Genomic DNA, 19,429 nt, shown 5'->3' with positions numbered 1-19,429 from the left:
CCGACCGGGCCCGGGAGAGGAGTCGGTCATCCGGGCAGACAAGGCCGCCGTACCCGGTGACAAAACCCGCTTACTTGGTCACGTTATCGTACCAGACCATGTCGGCGTTCAGTCCCTGCTGATAGCCCTTCACGTTGTCACGCACCACGATCTGGGTTTTCCCCTGGTCAATAAAGACGTACGGCGAATGCTGGAGCAGGGTTTCCTGCATCGTTTTGTACAGGCCGAGGCGTTTCGCCGGGTCCGGCTCCGCCACCGCGGCGAGGGTGGCTTTATTCAGCTCAGGGATCTGCCAGCCGTTGAGCCCGGCCACGGTGCTGGATTTACCATCGTTCCAGGCAAAGGCGCTGGCATTGGAGTGGGCATCAAAGTAGTCGGGGATCCACAGGCGGATCGCCGCCTGATGCTGCTTCGCGCGCACCCGGGCATAGACCTGGCTGCCGGCGGCGGGTAGCAGATCCACCTTCACCCCGCCCTGGGCAAAGCTGGCCTGCAGCGATTGGGCGATGGTGATAAACGGCGGTTTGTTCTCCACATCGAGGGTGAAGTGGGCATCCTTAATGCCCGCTTTATCGAGGATAGCCTTAGCTTTTTGCGGATCAAAGGTGAACGGATTAGTCTCCAGCGCCCCCGGCAGGCCGGCCGGCAGGAAGCTTTGGTGAATAAAGTACTGGCCTTTCAGCAGATTTTTGGTGATGCCCTCATAATCGACCAGCCAGCGCGCCGCCTCCCAGAAGGCCGGGTTATTGAGCAGCGGGTTGGCGCTGTTGGCGGTATTAAACACCAGGTAGTTCTGCTCGGCGGACGGGATGCTCAGCACCTTCACGCCGGGTTTATCCTGCAGGGCGGCAATCTGGTCAGCGCCGAGATCGCGCGCCACGTCGGCATCCCCCTGCTGGATCAGCAGGCGGCGGGAAGCCGGGTCGGGGACGTTTTTAATAATGATGCTCTTGATCTTCGGCGCGCCGGTTGGGGAGCTGGCGTTGGCCTCCAGCACGATGGCCTGATGCGGCTGGTAGACGCGCATTTTATAGGCCCCGCTGCCCGCCGAGTGCATTTTCAGCCAGTCGTTGCCGAAGTCGTTATTTTTCGCGTTCGGCGCCACCTGTTTTTCATCAACGATAGAGGCGATGGGGGTGGAGAGAATATTCAGCGCCACCGCCGGGCTGACGTCGGCGGTCCAGTGCAGCGTCAGGGTATGGTCATCAACCTTTTTCAGCTGGCTGGCGATGTTGTCCGGCTGCCAGCCGAGCACGTTGAGAATAAACGCCGGCGATTTATTCAGCGTCACCGCGCGGGTGTAAGAGAAAATCACATCTTCCGGGCGCAGCGGATTACCGGAGGCGAATTTGGCATCCGGCTTCAGTTTAATGGTCAGGGTTTTCGCCGCCGGATCGGCCTGCCAGCTTTCGGCGAGGATCGGTACGATTTTTTCAGGGTTGTTGCGGTCGGGCTGCACCAGACGCTGATAGAGGCTGGGGACCGTCTGAATGCTGGAGAGTTCGTTCGCTTCCGCCGGGTCGAGGCTGACGATATCGTCGAGACCCTGGGCGACCACCAGCGTGTTGGGCGGCGTGGCGGCATGCGCGGCGGCGGAGAGCGCCGACAGTAGCAGTAAAGGCAACAGTTTTTTGGTCATGTGCAATCCCTGAAGAATGGTTATTTTATTGTTTTATGCCTCGCTACGTTAGGCCGCTTGCCATAAGGCGTAAAGTCAAAATAAGGATATCCTTATGCTAAAAACGCATATTCAAGAACGACAGGTTATTGCCGGTCGCGCAGAAGCGCCTTTCTCCGCTGCGGGGTTCTTGCTATAACGCATTGTCTATTGCGAGGAGGTGGGTGTGCCGGAAATCAATGAGTATGGCCAGCAGGTGAACGACCTGGTCCCTGGCTGGCAGGGGGCGCAAGTCCTGCGGCGGACGGCGTTAAATGGCCGTTTTTGCCGCCTGGAGCCGCTGGACGTTGACCGTCATGCGGCGGATCTGTTTGCCGCCTATGCGCTCGGCGACAACAGCGACTGGACGTGGCTGGCGTCTACGCGGCCGGAGAGCGTGACGGCGACCGCCCACTGGATCGCGGGCAAGGTGAATGATGATGCCCTGGTGCCGTATGCGGTGGTTGACCTGCGTAGCGAGCAGGCGGTGGGCATCGTCAGCTATATGGCGATCGAGCGGGAAATGGGCACGGTTGAGATCGGCCATGTCACCTGGTCGCGACGGATGAAAAACACCCCGCTGGGTACCGAAGCGGTCTGGCTGCTGCTCAAAAACGGCTTTGACCATGGCTATCGTCGGCTGGAGTGGAAATGCGATTCGATGAATGTCGCCTCGCGCCGCGCCGCCGAGCGGCTGGGCTTTAGCTGGGAAGGACGTCTGCGGCAGAGGCTGGTGCGTAAAGGGCGGACGCGCGACAGCGATATGCTGTCCATCATCGACGGCGAGTGGCCTGCGCGCGATGCGGCGCTGCGGGCGTGGCTGGCGGCGGAGAACTTTACTGCCGACGGTCAGCAGATTAAGCGCCTGGAGGCGTTTCGCTAACATCAACCTATGGGGTCAAAACCCGGAACGGCACCCCGGTCGCGCTGCGCTTACCGGGGCTACGTTACATCGCCTCAGGGTAGGCCGGGCAAGGCGTAGTCGCCGCCCGGCATTGACCTGTTAACGGCGAACCGGCGCGTCGCCAGCGACATAATACGTCGCGGTGCTGCGCGGCAGCGGCTGGCGGCCGCGAATGGCGTCGGCCATCTTCTCGCCGATCATAATGGTGGTGGCGTTGAGGTTGCCGGTGATGATCTGCGGCATGATCGAGGCGTCGACCACCCGCAATCCTTCCAGACCGTGGACGCGGCCCTCGCCATCGACCACCGCCATCTCGTCGTAACCCATCTTACAGGTCCCGCACGGGTGGAACGCGGTCTCGGCGTGGTTGCGCACAAACTCATCCAGTTCGGCATCGCTCTGGCATTCTATTCCCGGACTGATTTCGCGGCCGCGATACTTATCCAGCGCCGGCTGGTTCATGATCTCCCGGGTAATGCGGATGGCGTCGCGGAACTCCTGCCAGTCCTGCTCATGGGACATATAGTTAAACAGGATCGCCGGATGGGCGTGCGGGTCGCGCGACTTCAGGCGCACGTGGCCGCGGCTGGGCGAACGCATCGAGCCGACGTGGCACTGGAAGCCGTGCTCTTTCACCGCGTTGGAGCCATTGTAGTTAATCGCCACCGGCAGGAAGTGGTACTGAATGTTCGGCCAGGCGAACTCTGCGCGGCTGCGGATAAAACCGCCCGCTTCGAACTGGTTGCTGGCGCCGATGCCGGTGCCGCCGAACAGCCACTCGGCGCCGATCTTCGGCTGGTTCCACCACTGTAGCGCCGGGTAGAGCGATACCGGCTCTTTGCACTCGTACTGCAGATACATCTCCAGATGGTCCTGCAGGTTCTCACCCACGCCGGGGAGATCGTGCACCACCGGGATATCGAACTGCCTGAGCAGCTCCGGGTTACCCACGCCGGAGCGCTGCAGGATCTGCGGCGAGGCAATCGCCCCGGCGCACAGCAGCACCTCTTTGTTGGCCGTCGCTTTTGACGGGATCGTGCTCTCTCCCTCCAGCCACTCGACGCCCACCGCGCGCTTGCCGGCAAAAATAATGTGATCGGTCAGCGCATGGGTGCGGATGGTCAGGTTCGGGCGACCGCGCGCCTGGTCGAGATAGCCGCGGGCGGTGCTGGCGCGACGGCCCTGCGGCGTCACGGTGCGGTCCATCGGGCCAAAGCCTTCCTGCTGGTAGCCGTTGAGATCGTCGGTACGCGGATAGCCCGCCTGCACCCCGGCTTCAACCATCGCCTCGAAGAGCGGATTATTGCCCGGCTTCGGCGTCGTCACGCTCACCGGGCCATCGCCGCCGTGGTAGTCGTTAGGCCCGATATCGCGGGTTTCCGCTTTCCGGTAGTAGGGCAGGCAGTCGAGATAGCTCCAGTGTTCCAGACCCGGCTCTTTGGCCCAGTTATCCAGATCCATCGCGTTACCGCGAATGTAGCACATGCCGTTGATCAGCGAGGAGCCGCCGAGCCCTTTGCCGCGTCCGCACTCCATGCGGCGATTGTTCATGTACGGCTCAGGTTCGGTCTCGTAGGCCCAGTTGTAGCGCTTGCCCTGCAGCGGATAAGCCAGCGCGGCGGGCATCTGGGTGCGGAAATCGAACCGGTAGTCAGGGCCGCCGGCTTCCAGCAGCAGGACGGTGGTGTTTGGATCTTCAGTCAGTCGTGTTGCCAGAACGTTGCCGGCGGAGCCGGCACCAATAATGATGTAGTCAAATTGCAAAAAAACCTCCCGGTTAAAATATGGACTGGAATTTACCCATCTCAACCTGGATGGACTTCACCTGGGTGTAACTCTGCAGCGTCATGACGCCGTTCTCGCGGCCAATGCCGGAGTGTTTGTAGCCGCCAACCGGCATTTCCGCCGGGGATTCCCCCCAGCTGTTGATCCAGCAGATGCCGGCTTCCAGCTGGTGGATAATTCGGTGAGCGCGGTTGAGGTTGGGCGTCACCACGCCGGCGGCGAGGCCGTATTCGGTGGCGTTGGCGCGGCGAATGACCTCCGCTTCGTCGGCATAGCTGAGGATCGACATCACCGGGCCGAAGATCTCTTCGCGCACGATGGTCATCTCGTCGCTGCAATCGGTAAACACCGTCGGGGCGACCCACGCGCCGTTATCGAAACCGTCGCCTTTCAGCGCCTCGCCGCCGCACAGCAGGCGCGCGCCTTCGCGTTTGCCGCTCTCGATATAGCGCAGAACGTTGTCGCGATGGGGGAAGCTGACCAGCGGGCCGAAGTTGGTGTCGTCGGCAAACAGATCGCCGGCGCGGATGCGGGCCACCCGCTCGAGGATCTTGTGCTCGAATTCCGCCTTCTGTTTCGCCGGGACAAACACCCGGGTGCCGTTGGTGCACACCTGACCGGAGCTGTAAAAGTTGGCCATCATGGCAATATCGGCGGCGAGGTCGAGGTCGGCATCGTCGGCGATAATCAGCGGCGATTTGCCGCCCAGCTCCATGGTGACCTCTTTCAGTGATGAAGCGGCCGAGTTGGCCATCACTTTTTTGCCGCTGGCGACGCCGCCGGTGAAGGATATTTTGGCGATGTCCGGATGCTCGGTCAGATACTGGCCGGTTTCCGCGCCGATCCCTGGCAGGACGTTAAACACCCCGTCCGGCAGGCCCGCTTCGCTGTAAATTTCCGCCAGCTTGAGGGCGGTCAGCGGGGTGACTTCGCTCGGTTTGAAAATCATCGCATTGCCAGCGGCCAGCGCTGGCGCCGATTTCCACAGGGCGATCTGGATCGGGTAGTTCCACGCGCCGATCCCGGCTACCACCCCCAGCGGTTCGCGACGGGTGTAGACGAAGGAACTGTCGCGCAGCGGGATCTGGCTGCCTTCCAGCGCCGGGATCAATCCGGCGTAATACTCCAGCACGTCGGCGCCGGTGACGATATCGACGGCGGCGGTTTCACTGAGGGGTTTCCCGGTATCCAGCGTCTCCAGTCGCGCCAGCTCATCGTTGCGCTGGCGCAGAAGGTCGACGGCGCGACGCAGGATACGCGAGCGTTCCATGGCGGTCATCGCCGCCCAGATTTTTTGCCCACGCTGCGCGCTCTCGACGGCGCGGTCGACATCCTCGCGTCCGGCAGCCTGAACGGTCGCCAGCACCTCGCCAGTGGCAGGGTTGATGGTCTCGAAGGTGCGACCGCTGGTGGCCGATGTATAACCACCATTAATATAAAGCTGCTGTTCTGCCATTCGGGACATAACGCCTCCTCGGTTATGGGTTCGGTAAATGCTGACGAATAAAGTGGCTGGTCAGCGACTGCGCCAGCGTTTTATCCAGCGGTTTGCCGCTGAGCGCCGCCCGCAGCCACAGGCCGTCTATCAGCGCCGCCAGCCCGTAGCCGGCCTCCTGCGCCTGCTCGCGCGGCAGCTCGCGGCGGAATTCGTACACCAGGTTCGACAGCAGGCGACGGCTGCTGACCTGCTGTAACCGATAAAGCATCGGCTGGTGCATGCTGCTGGCCCAAAAGGCCAGCCAGGCCTTCATCGCCGCGCTGCTGATCTGCGTCTCATCAAAGTTGCCGCCGACAATCGCCTGCAGGCGCTGGCTGGCGCTGCCGTCCGGCAGAGCGTGCAGACGGTTGAGCACCGCGTCGCGCAGCTGGCTGGTGATGTCGCGCATGGTCGCCTCCAGCAGACCATTTTTGTCTTTGAAATAGTGACTGATGATCCCCGTCGATACGCCCGCCCGCCGGGCAATTTGCGCGATGGTCGCGTCGTGCATTCCGACTTCATTTATTGCGTCCAGCGTGGCGTCGATCAGCTGCCTGCGCCGGATCGGCTGCATCCCCAGTTTGGGCATTTTTGCCACTCCATTCATCAGCGTTGGTTAACTATTAAAGCGGTTTTTGATTGGACGTTCAATATAAAATGTGTCTTAATTGTTGCGGATTTGGATTTTAATAGTTACAAAAACAGTGGGGATACTGGATGACAGATCTTTCGCAAAGCAGAGAAAAGGACAAAATCAATCCGGTGGTTTTTTATACCTCGGCCGGACTGATTTTGTTGTTTTCCCTGATGACGATCTTTTTTCGCGATTTTTCTGCCGAGTGGATTGGGCGCACCCTGGACTGGGTGTCGAAAACCTTCGGCTGGTACTATCTGCTGGCGGCGACGCTGTATATCGTCTTCGTCGTCTGCATTGCCTGCTCGCGCTTCGGCTCGGTGAAGCTCGGGCCGGAGCAGTCAAAGCCCGAGTTCAGCCTGCTGAGCTGGGCGGCGATGCTGTTCGCCGCCGGCATCGGCATCGACCTGATGTTCTTCTCAGTCGCCGAGCCGGTGACGCAATATATGCAGCCGCCGGAAGGGGCGGGGCAGACCATCGAGGCGGCGCGCCAGGCGATGGTCTGGACCCTGTTTCACTATGGCTTAACCGGTTGGTCAATGTATGCCCTGATGGGCATGGCGCTGGGATACTTTAGCTATCGTTATAATTTGCCGCTCACCATCCGCTCGGCGCTGTACCCGATTTTTGGTAAACGGATCAATGGGCCCATCGGCCACAGCGTCGATATTGCGGCGGTGATCGGCACCATCTTCGGCATCGCCACCACCCTCGGTATCGGCGTAGTGCAGCTCAACTACGGTCTGAGCGTGCTGTTCGATATTCCGGACTCGCTGGCGGCGAAAGCGGCCCTGATTGCGCTGTCGGTGATCATCGCCACCATCTCGGTCACCTCCGGGGTGGACAAGGGCATCCGCGTGCTCTCCGAACTGAACGTCGCCCTCGCGCTGGGGCTGATCCTGTTCGTGCTGTTCATGGGCGATACCTCCTTCCTGCTCAATGCGTTAGTGCTCAACGTCGGCGACTACGTCAATCGCTTTATGGGCATGACGCTGAACAGCTTCGCCTTCGACCGGCCGGTAGAATGGATGAACAACTGGACGCTCTTTTTCTGGGCGTGGTGGGTGGCCTGGTCGCCGTTTGTGGGCCTGTTCCTGGCGCGCATTTCGCGCGGGCGCACCATCCGCCAGTTTGTGATGGGCACCCTGATTATTCCCTTCACCTTTACCCTGCTGTGGCTGTCGGTGTTCGGCAACAGCGCGCTGTATGAGATCATCCACGGCGACGCGGCCTTTGCCCAGGAGGCGATGGCCCACCCGGAGCGCGGTTTCTATAGCCTGCTGGCGCAGTATCCGGCGTTTACCTTTAGCGCGTCGGTGGCGACCATCACCGGTCTGCTGTTTTACGTTACCTCCGCCGACTCCGGCGCGCTGGTGCTGGGGAATTTCACCTCGAAGCTGAAGGACATCAACAGCGACGCCCCGAACTGGCTGCGCATCTTCTGGTCGGTGGCCATCGGTCTGTTGACCCTCGGGATGCTGATGACCAACGGCATCTCGGCGCTGCAGAACACCACGGTGATCATGGGGCTGCCGTTCAGCTTTGTGATTTTCTTCGTGATGGCCGGACTGTATAAATCTCTGAAAGTGGAAGATTACCGCCGGGTCAGCGCCAGCCGCGACACCGCCCCGCGCCCGATGGGCCTCCAGGATCGTCTGAGCTGGAAGAAGCGCCTGTCGCGGCTGATGAATTACCCCGGCACGCGCTATACCAAACTGATGATGGAGACGGTGTGCTACCCGGCGATGGAGGAGGTGGCCCAGGAGCTGCGGCTGCGCGGCGCGGCGGTGGAATTGAAGAGCCTGCCGCCGGAAGAGGGTGAGAACCTTGGCCACCTCGATCTGCTGGTGCACATGGGCGACGAGCAGAACTTTATCTACAAGATCTGGCCGCAGCAGTACTCGGTGCCGGGCTTTACCTATCGGGCGCGCAGCGGGAAATCCACCTATTACCGGCTGGAGACCTTCCTGCTGGAGGGCAGTCAGGGTAATGACCTGATGGACTACAGCAAAGAGCAGGTGATCACCGATATTCTCGACCAGTACGAGCGGCACCTGAACTTTATCCATCTGCATCGGGAAGCGCCGGGGAACAGCGTGATGTTCCCGGATGGCTAATCAGGGAAGCCCCCGTCGGGGAAAGGCTGACGGGGGCGATGGTCGTTACTGGTAGTTAAAGGCGTCCGGATGGTTGTCGAGGCTGCCGCTGAGGGCGGCAAACAGCACGGTTTTGCCATCGATGGACAGGGCATCGCTGACGTTAAGCCAGGTCAGCTTCTCCTGGTCGGTTTTTTCATCGACCACCGAGTAAACGCCGGACATCTGTTTGCTTTTTTCCGACCAGATCACCGCGATACGTTCATGGCCGCAGTCGTGGGGTTTGCAGGCGCTTAACACCTGCCAGGATTCGCTACCCAGTTTCACCGTCTGCGCGGGCGAACCGGTGCCGCCGGTGGTCACCCAGGCGGGCAGCTGATGGCCTTTGACCATCTGGTTAAACGACGCCCGGGTGGCGGCATCGTGAGCCAGACTGTTCAGCGTGACATCGCTTTGCGCCATAACGCTGGCGGAGGCGGCTAAGGCGACGATAGCGGTAAGAGCTTTAAACATGTTTCCTCCTGGACTTATTCCGTCCTCATAACAAGCCTCTTTATAGTGAGCGTAGAGAATGATTAATGCAAACTCTGACATATTTTCTGTGAATGATTAGAAGCGGTGCGCGCATGGACGTTACGCTAAGCGATATGCCATGATGCGGATTGATTTATTTTCCAAATATATGCCCTTGGGATAAAGCAGTTAGCGAAGTGGCATAGTTATTCAGGCGATAAAGCATGGCGTATGTGAATCATCTACTGACGTTTATTGAGAGTAATCCGGCGCTGGCGGTGGGGTTTAATCTTATTCTGCTGCTGCTCTCCGGCATATTTGCCCATCTTTTATGCAAGTTCTTGCTGATTAAAGTGGTGCGTAAGGTCTTCTTTAGTAGCCACAAACAGGATGTGCCGCTGGAGAAGGATCGACGCATCGCCGAAAAGCTGTCCAATTTCATTCCGGTTATTATCGTCTATTACGTTCTGCAGTTTATGCCGGCGATGCCGGCATCGCTGGTGACGGCGATTAATACTATCTGCGGGATCTTGTTTTTTATTTTTATGTCGGTGTTTTTCAACGAGATGCTGGATATTGTCAACAGCTCCTATCTGCGAAAGACCAAACGTAAAAATCATTCCATTAAGGGCTATATCCAGATAGGCAAAATCTTAGTCCACATCCTGGCGGCGATTATGATCCTCGCCGTGATGTCGAACAAATCGCCGATCATTATTATCTCCAGTCTGGGGGCCGTGGCGGCGGTACTGATGATCGTGTTCCAGCATACTCTGCTGTCGCTGGTGGCGAACGTTCAGCTGTCGTCCAACGACGTGCTCCAGCTGGGGGACTGGATTGAAATGCCTGACAAGAACCTCAGCGGTGAGGTGACGGATATCGCGCTGCACACCATTACCATCCGCAACTGGGACAATACCATCTCCCGTATCCCGACCAAGAATTTCCTCACCGAGACCTATACCAACTGGCAGGCGATGTTCTCCTCCGGGGCGCGGCGGATCATGCGCAGTATCGCCATCGATCAACACTCGGTGCGTTTTCTCGACCAGGAGATGCTCTCCTCGATGCTGACCATCCGCGGGGTGAGTGAGCCTCTGGCGACGCTGCTTGACGGCCGGGATCCCGGCGGCGTGGCCGACCGCTGGTTTATCGATAACGGGCTGACCAACCTGACCCTGTTTCGCCACTATCTGATGCACTATCTCGCCGAGCGGCCGGATATTATTAAGGAGATGTACATTGTGGCGAGAACGCTGAAACCGTCGCCGTCGGGCATCCCGCTGGAGATTTACTGCTTCACCACCTCAACGCTGTGGAAAGACTACGAAAACACCCAGTCGGCGATATTTGAGTACATTACCGCGGTGGCTGGACAGTTTTCCCTGCGCCTCTATCAGTATCCCGCCGGGCACGATTTCTGGCGTCTCTCCCAGGAGCACGCCGCCCGGACGGGCCTGCCGCCGTCGGCCGAAGGCTAAGCGCTGATCTGCTGGCGCCAGAGGGCGCTCTCCTCCTCCAGCCAGGCGATGAACCGGGCGACTTCCGGCCGGTTCTCCGCCTGCGGGGAGACGGTTAGCCAGTAGTGCCAGGGGTAGGGGACGGTGACGGCGGTGAGCTGCACCAGCTCGCCGCGGGCTATCGCCCCCGCCACCAGGGAGCGCCGCTCCAGCGCCACGCCGGCCCCCAGACGAACCGCCTCCAGCACCAGATTGGAGTCGTTCAGGCGCAGGCCTGAGGGGACGATCGGCTTTTCCAGCCCCGCCTGGCTGCACCAGGCATGCCAGGACTCCATGGAAAAAATGATATCGCTGGCGGCGATCGCCTGCGGGGTGGTCGGCAGGTTACCGCCGCGATAGCCGGGGGCGGCGACCACCAGCTGTTCATCGGCAAACAGATGCCGGCTTTCCATCCCCTCCCAGTCGCCTTGCCCCATGCGTATGGCCAGATCGATACCCTCCTGTTGCAGGTTAACCACCGCCAGGCTGGTCAGCAGGCGCACCGCGATCTGCGGATGCCGCGCCTGAAAGCGCGCCAGCCGCGGCAGCAGCCAGTGGCAGCCAAAGGAGGGGAGCGTCGCCAGGGTCACTTCCAGGGTGCGGGGTTTGATCTGCACCATGCGCGTGGCGTCGGCGATGTGCTGTAACGCCTCGCGGATTTGCAGGGCATAGAGCCGTCCTTCTTCCGTGATGCGCACTCCGCGGCCGTGGCGGATAAAGAGCGTGACGCCGACCAGGGCTTCCAGCTGTTTGATGTGCTGGCTGACCGCCGAATGGGTCACGCTCATCTCGTGGGCGGCCTGCGTTACGCTGCCGAGGCGCGCCACCGCCTCAAAGCTGCGCAGGCTGGCGACAGGGGGAAAATCTGCCATGGTGATCTCTCAGTCAGTGAGTCGATACGTTAACGTTACTACCGGGTTAGCGGGTTTTATAGCCACCGCGAACAGGCTGAAAAAGGGGCTAAATGCTGCCTCAGTCGGTATAGCACAAGGGGGACTGGAGGGCTACCGCGAGTCGCCAATCTGTTAGTTTTACTAACTGTTGCGGTAAGTATCTGGTGATATTCGCGGCATCGGTTTTCCAGTAAGGTAAAGCCGCAACCTCTTTATCGCAGGCAGGAGTGACGATGAAACTCATTGGTATGATGGATTCACCTTATGTAAGACGCGTGGCGGTTTCTCTGGCGCTCTATGGCGTGGAATTCGAGAGCCTGCCGCTATCGGTCTTTAGCGGCTTTGACGAATTTTCCCGCATTAATCCGGTGGTCAAGGCGCCGACGGTGGTGCTCGATAACGGGACGCAGCTGATGGACTCCACGCTGATCCTCCACTATTTCGAAACGACCAATCCGGCCGGGCGCCGGCTGCTTCCCACGCATCCCGAGGCGCTGGCCCGCGATCTGCACCTGCTGGGGGTGATCCTCGCCGCCTGTGAAAAAGCGGTCCAGCATGTTTATGAGCACCGTCTGCGGCCGGAAGAGAAGCAGCATCAGCCGTGGATAGCCCGGGTGACCGGCCAACTGCTGGCCGCCTGTCGGGAGTGGGACGCCCGGCTGGCAGACCGCGTCGCCGCCGCGCAGCCGGATCAGGTGCTGGTCACCAGCACGGTGGTCTGGTCCTTTATCCAGTTGATGATCCCGGCGGTGGTGTCGGCAGCTGAGTTTCCACATATTCGCGCGCTGGCGGAGAAGGGAGAGGCGCTGCCGGCGTTTCAACAGTATCCGCTGGGTTAACGGCAGGGGGCGTTGGATTGCAGCCGGACGAAGACGTTATCGCCCGGCTGGGTTGCGCTCAGCGTCTTGCCAGCGTCACCGCGTGTTGCCAGGACTGCCATCGTTGCACAAGCCGATGATGCCGGATCAGGTCTGGTGCATAAGTGATGTGTTCTGGTAAAAAGGGCTGAAGCTCTGCCACCGTCAGCTTGTGCAACGCTTTACGCGCCAGCAGTGCCGCGCCGGTCGCCGACAGCTCGGCCACATCGCTGCGCATCACCGGACAACCTAGCAGGTCGGCCTGGTACTGCATTAACCAGTCGTTTTTGGTGGGTCCCCCATCCACCAGCAGCGTGTTGAGCGTAAAGCCATGATGGGCACGCATCGCAGTGATTACATCGGCAATCTGGTAGGTAATTGATTCTAGCGCGGCACGAATGAGATGGGCCCGCTTCACGCCCCGGCTTAATCCATGGATCAAACCGCGGGCCTTATCGTCCCACCAGGGGGCGCCCATGCCGGTGAGCGCCGGCACAAAAAAGACGCCTAAGGTGGAATCTACCGAACGGGGCAGAGCATTCAGCGCCTGGGCCAGTTCGGCGGGAGAGCGTTCGCTCAATCCGGTACTGTCGGCCATCCACGCCACCGCATCGCCGGTATGGGGAATGTTCCCCTCGAGTGCGTAGACCAGCTTTTCTCCGTCGTGCCAGGCCACCGTGGTGGCGAGATTGCTGACGTGAAACGCCACCGAATCGACGGGCGCCATCACCGAGGTCCCTGTACCGTAAGTGGCTTTAACACAACCGGCGGCGCCCAGACCGTGGGCGAAAAGGGCGGCATGCGAATCGCCAATCATCGCCATTACCGGGATCCCATCAGGGAGGGTGGCTAAACCAGCGGTGTAACCAAACAGTCCACTTGAAGGTTTTATCACCGGGAGCGCTGCACGCGGAATGCCAAACAGGGCGAGCATATCGGTATCCCAGTCCGCTGTTTGCAAATTCATGAGCTGTGTACGAGACGCGTTGGCGTAATCACAACAAAAATGCTGGCCTTGCGTCAGGTGCCAGAGTAGCCAGCTATCCACCGTACCGAGGCAAATCTCGCCATCTTTCGCTCGGTTCAGACCATCCGGAGTGTGGTCCAGCAGCCAGCGCATTTTCGAGGCGGAAAAGAGCGGGGCGACTGGCAGGCCGGTTACCGCCTTGATCTGCGGCTCATGACCTTGTTCACGCAGTATGTGGCAAAATGCGGCAGTACGTGAACATTGCCAGCTCAGGGCAGGCGCTATGGCCTCGCCCGTTTCCCGATACCAGCCCACGACGGTTTCGCGCTGGTTGCTGATCGCCAGGGCCGCCACACGCTCCTCGCCAACGGCGGCCACTGTGCGAGAAATCACCTCCAGCGACGCGGCAAGGAGAAGCTCCGCTGACTGTTCAACCCATCCTTCCTGCGGCGTAGCGATCTCAAGCGCGCGGGAAAATTGCGCGATTACCCGCCCGTGGCTGTCGAAGGCAACGGCTTTGGCATTGGTTGTGCCCTCATCGAGGGCAATAATAATATCCTTGTTTACCGACATAGCGGCCTCCGGCCTTACTGGTGGAGATAGGTCGACACGCCCAGGTAGCGCGTAAATGCCTCGTGCAAAATTGCGGCACTGGCAGAATGGTTCATCGCGACATGGTGCTCAAAGCCGTTGCGGCAGATCCACGACAGCAGATTTTCCAGGTGGGGAACCTGAATGACCGCCCGACAGCCTACCGTATCGAGGGGATCGTCAACTGACTGACCTTCTCCGACGTAGGCCTTGATTTCGCCAGTCAGGTCGTCGGTGCTGAGGCGAAAATAGGTCAGCGCGCCGCTTTTCATGCGACCGTGCACGGCACCGCAGGTGTTTTCTTTGCCGACGGTGGTGCCGATAATATCGGCCGTTCCCATGTGCGGCGACTCAAGGCTGGTCGAGGCAAAGTTCCCACAATGGAACAGCACACATTTATCACGATCGTCGCCGAAGTTATTGTTCCAGTCTGCGATCGAGGCGGGGCTCAGGTTGCTGCTGGCGAGCGCGTACATGGAGAGCGCGCCCATGACATCGACCTCACAGGCGCTTGGCATCAGTTGTCCGGACATCACGCTCATGATGGAGCAGACGTTAATCCCCAGATTTTCCTGCAGCGAGGTCCAGCACTGAATTGCGGTGGTGTCGATGTCGTTGGCAACAATCCACTCGCTCAGGACCACAAACAGTTTCGCCATGGTGATCAGTTTATCTGCCGGAATACCGCTGGCGTCGGCATTATCGATCAGCAGGCGGCGCTTCTCATCGACACGAATATCGTCATCACGCAGGGCTTTAATCCGGGTAAATACCTCTGATAGATCTAACGTTTCCACTGCGATGCCTAAACGTTCGAGCAGTTTTTCACTGTAGCGAACGGTGTTAAAGCCCGCTGGACGGGCGCCAATCGCGCCAACGCGCACGCCGCGCATACTGTTCACCACGCGACATATCTGCTTGAAGCGCCGGAGATCCTGCTCAAACACCTCGCCGCTAAGCGCGCAAACGTGCTGGGTGGTCAGCGTAAACGGGATACCGTACTGGCGCAGGTTGTTGCAAAGGGAAATTTTGCCGCAAAAGCTATCGCGGCGAGTCGACAACCCCATTTTATCCAGATTATCCTCTTCGGCCTGAATAAGCACCGGGACGTTGAGACCGGAGAGGCGCAACGTTTCGGCGATGGCTTTTTCATCACCAAAGTTGGGTAACAGCACCACGACACCGTGAATTTTGTCGCGGTGGGTGCGGAACAGCTCGGCGCAAATTTTGGCATCCTGCCGGGTTTCCACGCCACCCAGTTCCGTCTGGGATGGATCAAGCATAATAGTGTTAATCCCAAGGCGGCTAAACAGCGCTACCGCCTGTTCGCGCGCTTCGGCGACCAGGTAGCTGGGGAAAAATCCCCGGTTGCCAATAATGACGCCCATGGTGAGTTGTTGAGGAATACGGGACATTGCGTTCTCTCCAGTAAGATGTTCTTGTTATTTTTCAGCATGCTTTTTTTGTGAGCAGCTTGCGGGCGTGCTTCACCACCCCGGCGGCATCAATTTCATGGCGCGCACGCGTGGCGGCGCGATCGGCGGCAATGGCGTATTGCCCGTCAGGGATACCTAAGCGCCGCAACGGGATAGCGCACCCGGCCTCGGCCAGCACTTCCGCCACCAGGCTCCCGACGCCGCCGTTGACGTTGTGTTCTTCCACCGTGATTGCGGCCGGACAGGACTGGATTGCCGCCAGTAGCGCCTGGGTATCACAAGGACGAATAGATGGGACACTGATAACGGTGGCGTCAATACCTTCTGCAGCGAGTTGTGCGGCGGCTTCCACAATTTCATGTACCGTTGAGCCCATGGCAACCAGCGCAATATCGCGCCCCAGACGCAGCACATCAATGTTGCCCGGAATAAACCGGTAATGTTCATCATGCAGTTCCGGCAGCGCTTTACCGTCGAGGCGGATATACACTGGCCCGACGTGGGCAAGGGCATAATCAATAATCTGCCGGCACTCGCCGGGACTGGACGGTGCGTAAATTTCAATATTGCCAAAACCGCGCAGAATGGCGATATCGTCAATACTGTGGTGGGTGCTGGCCAGTGGACCGTAGCTGGCGCCCGCGTTCAGCCCGAACAGTTTGACGTTGGTGTTGTTGTAGCAAACGTCGACCTTAATCTGTTCATTAGCACGTGAAATAAGGAATGGCGCCGCGTTGCAGGTCACGGCCACTTTACCCCCCAGCGCCAGGCCGGCGGCAGCGCCAACCAGCGTCTGCTCGGCGATGCCGACGTTGACCAGCCGGCCAGGGAATCTTTTGATAAACGGGGCAATTTTCGCCGTTGAGGTGGAGTCGGCCACCACCGGCACCAGATCCACGCCGCGGTCTACAGCATCAATAAAGGCATTCACCATCACCGTGGCGAGATGTTCGCTATTACTCATCTTTCAGTTCCTCCAGCGCCAGTTCAATTTCTTCTCCTTTCGGTACCCGGTGATGCCATTCGGGGCGTCCCTGAATAAAGGAAATACCTGCGCCTTTGGTGGTATTGGCAATCACGACGTGTGGTTTCCCGTTCGGCTGCAAGCGCTCAAGCGTGGCGACCACCTCCGCCATATCGTTGCCGTTGCACTGCGTAACCTCCATGCCGAAAGCGCGCCATTTTTCATCCAGCGGATCGGTATTCATGATCTCTTTGGTCGCACCGGCCAGCTGCAGATTATTTTTGTCGTTGATAATAATAAGGTTATCCAGCTGGTAGTGGGCGGCGACCAGCGCGGCCTCCCAGTTGCTGCCCTCCGCCAGTTCGCCATCGCCGGTGACGACAAATACGCGACGCGGGTTGTTATCGCGTTTCGCTGCCAGCGCAATGCCTACCGCCACGGGCAGACCATGGCCCAGCGCACCGGTATTGAGCTCAATACCTGGCGTTTTGTGCTTTACCGGGTGTCCTGGCAGAGCCGAGTCGGCGTGTTGATAGGTTGCCAGCCAGTCAACGGGAATAAAGCCTGCTTCGGCCAGCACGCAGTAGTAACCACCGACAGCGTGCCCCTTCGACTGAATATAGATATCGCGGTCGTCGCTCTCTTTTCGCGCAGGGGAGCAGTTAAGGATGCGAAAGTAGAGGGCGGTCAGCAGTTCGACTTGTGACAGATCGGCACCGGTGTGGCCGCCTGCCGGGCTTTCCGCATTCAAGACGATGATGCGGCGGCGGATGGCGCGTGCTTTTTGTTCTAACTCCTTAACGGAGAGTGAAAACGGATTCATAAAACACCTCTTGAAAGTAAATTCTTGTATGAATAAATATTCCAGCAGGGTAAAAAAAACACTTCCCATCCTGACTACCTTTAATCGTCGACAAAACAAGGTATTAATAAGTGATTGAATATATATTCACTACTGATTTATTATTCACATAGGTAAGATATGCCCTGTGACGGGGTTTGTCCACGATTTGTACGGCCTATTTTCTAAAAAAGGAGAAAATGATCACATTTGGATCGTCGGGAAAAGGGCGCTGCGCTTGTTATCTATTCAATGATGCATAAAAATAACGAGCAGAAAACAGAGGGGAATGCCATGTCGAAGCAGGATGAACAGCGGTTGCTGGTGAAGATCGCCACGCTTTACTACAGCGAGAATAAAAAGCAGTCCGAGATCGCCTCGCTGCTGCATCTGTCCCAGTCTTTTGTTTCACGGGCGCTAACCCGCTGTCAGAAAGAGGGGCTGGTGAAAATTACCGTGGTCCAGCCGACAAATATTTTTGTCGATCTGGAAAAGGCGATTGAGGAGCGTTTTGGCATTCGACAGGCGATAGTCGTCGATGTGGGCGAGAACGCCAGTTACAGCCAGGTAAAGCATGCCATCGGCAGCGCGGCGGCGCACTATGTCGAAACGCGGCTGCGGCCGGAAGACCTCGTGGGGATCTCGTCCTGGAGCAGTACGATCCGCTGCATGGTGGATGAGATGCATCCGCAGAACATTCGCGCCGCCGGGGTGATTCAGCTGTTGGGCGGCGTCGGTCCCAACGGCAACGTGCAGGCCACCATCTTAACCCAGCAGCTGGCGGCGCATTTAGGCTGCCCGGCGTGGCTGTTGCCGTCGCAGAGTATTGAGCACTCCGTGGAGGAGCGCAGCCGTCTGGTAAACAGCCCGGACGTCGCGGCGGTGGTGGCGAAATTTGCCGAAGTGGATGTGGCCATCGTCGGTATTGGTGAACTGGAGCCTTCGCAGCTGCTGAAAAACTCCGGTAACTATTATAATGAAACCATGCTCCAGCTGCTGGCGGCGCGCGGCGCGGTGGGGGATATCTGCCTGCATTACTATGATGCGGCGGGCAAACCGGTACTGAGCCAGGATGAGGATCCGGTGATCGGTATGGAACTTGAGCAAATTCGTCGCTGTCCGCAGGTGATTGCGCTGGCCGGCGGCGTGGACAAAGAGAACGCCATCCGCGGCGCGTTGCAGGGCGACTATATTGATGTCCTGATCACCGACTTCCCGACCGCGCGCGCGTTAATTAAGGGCTAAGCGGGGGAGACTGGCGTGCCTGGCGCGCCAGCATCGCCAGTTCGTCCGCGCTGAGGCGAGTCATCCGCAATACGGTTTCAGTGTCCATGCCGTTCTCTAACATCATCAGTGCGATGCGGCAGGCTTCGCGATGCTCACCCGCCTGTAAACCTTCGTTCAAGCCTTCCTGTAACCAGCGTTGTTTTCCCTCTTCGCGCCCTTTCTGCTTCAGGTACTCGGCAATCGTCATCAGGGTATCCTCATATTGCGGCAGACGTTCGACCAGCTGGTCGATAAAGTTGTCCGGGTCGGCGCTATTGCCATGCAGCGACATATAGGTAAATAACGTTTTGAACTGCTGGTGGTCAGTGTATCCCATCAGCACCACCTCCACCAACTGCTGGAGGATATGGCTAAGATCGCGTTGACGGATGTGTTTCTGGACCAGTTCCAGAAGCGCGATCCGCCGATGCTGTAATATGGCGTCGTCGGGAATATCGGTCACATCGACGAGCGGAAAAGCCCCGAGATAAAGCTGCTTTGCCGGTGAGTCAGGTGGGAACTCGTCCAGCCAGCACAGTGAAAAGGGATAGGGAGAAATGGTGCCATGATAAAACAGCATGGGGATCACCAGCGGCAGCGCTTTATGGCCGCGATCAAGATGCTGTTGCATGGCCGCGAGGGCATAGCGCAGGAGTCTGAACGCCATATGGCTGTCCGGGGTGCTCTGATGCTCAATGACCACATAGATATAGCCCTCTCCCTTGCTGGTCTGCAGAGAGTAGAGAATATCGGAATAGCTGGCGCGCAGGTTGTCCTCAACAAAGCTCCCGGATTCCAGGTGCAGAGTGCTTAAGTCGCACAGTTGCCGCAGCGCGGGCGGCAGATGAATATCCAGAAAATCGCGTGCGGTTTCGTTGTCGCGCAAAAAGCGTTTAAACAGGCTGTCGTGCGGAGTCGAGTGCGGACGTTTTTTCATGGCTTCCTTGCCTGGCAGAGCAGAGTGGCGGGATGCTACCACCGCTTGCCGTCGGGCAGGATTTTTCGATGAGATTTTGCGAAGCGCCTCGGAGAAAGGCGCATCGTGAGTC

16 protein-coding genes are annotated in these 19,429 nt (G+C 58.9%); 5 read left to right on the top strand and 11 right to left on the bottom strand.

Annotated elements, in window-relative coordinates; genetic code table 11:
- Positions 1–70: 70 nt before the first annotated feature.
- Positions 71–1,639 (bottom strand): ABC transporter substrate-binding protein, encoded by a 1,569-nt coding sequence (locus OHJ17_RS18520; protein ID WP_004142499.1) that lies wholly within the window; start codon positions 1,637–1,639, stop codon positions 71–73.
- Between the two features lie 205 nt (positions 1,640–1,844).
- Between OHJ17_RS18520 and OHJ17_RS18515 the strand changes: the two genes are divergently transcribed.
- A complete protein-coding gene (locus OHJ17_RS18515; RefSeq protein ID WP_004223536.1) occupies positions 1,845–2,540 on the top strand; it encodes a GNAT family N-acetyltransferase in 696 nt (231 codons plus the stop codon).
- A gap of 120 nt (positions 2,541–2,660) precedes the next feature.
- Here the strand turns inward: OHJ17_RS18515 and betA are convergent, their stop codons facing one another.
- Genes betA through betI form a run of 3 tightly spaced genes read right to left on the bottom strand, consistent with a single transcriptional unit; the run spans position 2,661 to position 6,412 of the window.
- Entirely contained in the window at positions 2,661–4,325 is a 1,665-nt protein-coding gene (gene betA, locus OHJ17_RS18510) for a choline dehydrogenase (protein WP_004142489.1), read from the bottom strand.
- A 13-nt stretch (positions 4,326–4,338) separates the two neighbouring features.
- The gene (betB, locus tag OHJ17_RS18505) at positions 4,339–5,811 is read right to left on the bottom strand and encodes a betaine-aldehyde dehydrogenase (RefSeq protein WP_004147503.1); all 1,473 of its coding nucleotides are present in this window, start codon (positions 5,809–5,811) and stop codon (positions 4,339–4,341) included.
- A gap of 13 nt (positions 5,812–5,824) precedes the next feature.
- Positions 5,825–6,412, bottom strand: a complete 588-nt coding sequence (gene betI / locus OHJ17_RS18500; RefSeq protein WP_004151671.1) for a transcriptional regulator BetI — start codon at positions 6,410–6,412, stop codon at positions 5,825–5,827.
- Positions 6,413–6,540: 128 nt separating this feature from the next.
- On the opposite strand from betI, the gene betT reads away from it, so the two are divergent.
- Positions 6,541–8,574, top strand: coding sequence for a choline BCCT transporter BetT (betT, locus tag OHJ17_RS18495; protein WP_004142478.1), 2,034 nt, complete (start codon positions 6,541–6,543; stop codon positions 8,572–8,574).
- Between the two features lie 45 nt (positions 8,575–8,619).
- On the opposite strand, the gene ivy is transcribed toward betT, so the two are convergent.
- On the bottom strand, positions 8,620–9,066 hold the full coding sequence (gene ivy, locus OHJ17_RS18490; protein ID WP_004210923.1) for an Ivy family C-type lysozyme inhibitor: 447 nt from the start codon (positions 9,064–9,066) through the stop codon (positions 8,620–8,622).
- Between the two features lie 224 nt (positions 9,067–9,290).
- Here ivy and OHJ17_RS18480 point away from each other — a divergent pair, with 224 nt between their 5' ends.
- Positions 9,291–10,547 carry a mechanosensitive ion channel family protein gene (locus tag OHJ17_RS18480; protein ID WP_002893489.1) on the top strand — a complete coding sequence of 419 codons (1,257 nt, stop codon included), beginning with the start codon at positions 9,291–9,293 and terminating at the stop codon, positions 10,545–10,547.
- Here OHJ17_RS18480 and OHJ17_RS18475 read toward each other — a convergent pair.
- The gene (locus OHJ17_RS18475) at positions 10,544–11,437 is read right to left on the bottom strand and encodes a LysR substrate-binding domain-containing protein (RefSeq protein WP_025368363.1); all 894 of its coding nucleotides are present in this window, start codon (positions 11,435–11,437) and stop codon (positions 10,544–10,546) included. The genes OHJ17_RS18480 and OHJ17_RS18475 overlap by 4 nt on opposite strands.
- 254 nt (positions 11,438–11,691) lie before the next feature.
- Between OHJ17_RS18475 and OHJ17_RS18470 the strand changes: the two genes are divergently transcribed.
- Positions 11,692–12,297, top strand: a complete 606-nt coding sequence (locus tag OHJ17_RS18470; RefSeq protein WP_020803773.1) for a glutathione S-transferase family protein — start codon at positions 11,692–11,694, stop codon at positions 12,295–12,297.
- A gap of 58 nt (positions 12,298–12,355) precedes the next feature.
- Here the strand turns inward: OHJ17_RS18470 and OHJ17_RS18465 are convergent, their stop codons facing one another.
- From OHJ17_RS18465 to OHJ17_RS18450, 4 genes are read right to left on the bottom strand one after another with little or no spacing between them, the layout of a single operon-like run.
- Positions 12,356–13,855: an FGGY family carbohydrate kinase gene (locus tag OHJ17_RS18465; protein ID WP_032411798.1), complete on the bottom strand. Its 1,500-nt coding sequence runs from the start codon at positions 13,853–13,855 to the stop codon at positions 12,356–12,358.
- A 14-nt stretch (positions 13,856–13,869) separates the two neighbouring features.
- Complete coding sequence (locus tag OHJ17_RS18460) at positions 13,870–15,288, bottom strand: L-fucose/L-arabinose isomerase family protein (protein WP_032411800.1); 1,419 nt, start codon at positions 15,286–15,288, stop codon at positions 13,870–13,872.
- 34 nt (positions 15,289–15,322) lie between these two features.
- A complete protein-coding gene (locus OHJ17_RS18455; protein ID WP_004178952.1) occupies positions 15,323–16,273 on the bottom strand; it encodes a transketolase family protein in 951 nt (316 codons plus the stop codon).
- A complete protein-coding gene (locus tag OHJ17_RS18450) occupies positions 16,266–17,096 on the bottom strand; it encodes a transketolase (protein WP_004178953.1) in 831 nt (276 codons plus the stop codon). The genes OHJ17_RS18455 and OHJ17_RS18450 overlap by 8 nt, the downstream gene beginning before the upstream one ends.
- Positions 17,097–17,408: 312 nt before the next feature.
- Here OHJ17_RS18450 and OHJ17_RS18445 point away from each other — a divergent pair, with 312 nt between their 5' ends.
- Positions 17,409–18,359: a sugar-binding transcriptional regulator gene (locus OHJ17_RS18445; protein WP_004893547.1), complete on the top strand. Its 951-nt coding sequence runs from the start codon at positions 17,409–17,411 to the stop codon at positions 18,357–18,359.
- Here the strand turns inward: OHJ17_RS18445 and OHJ17_RS18440 are convergent.
- Positions 18,349–19,317 carry an Rpn family recombination-promoting nuclease/putative transposase gene (locus tag OHJ17_RS18440; protein ID WP_032432761.1) on the bottom strand — a complete coding sequence of 323 codons (969 nt, stop codon included), beginning with the start codon at positions 19,315–19,317 and terminating at the stop codon, positions 18,349–18,351. The two genes, OHJ17_RS18445 and OHJ17_RS18440, sit on opposite strands and share 11 nt — an antisense overlap.
- Positions 19,318–19,429 lie beyond the last annotated feature (112 nt).

Origin of the sequence: Klebsiella sp. KP20-425-1 (assembly GCF_025813515.1) — a bacterium.
Lineage (GTDB): Bacteria > Pseudomonadota > Gammaproteobacteria > Enterobacterales > Enterobacteriaceae > Klebsiella > Klebsiella pneumoniae.
The sequence above is the reverse complement of the archived record's forward strand: the minus strand, read 5'-3'. Positions and strand labels throughout refer to the sequence as shown.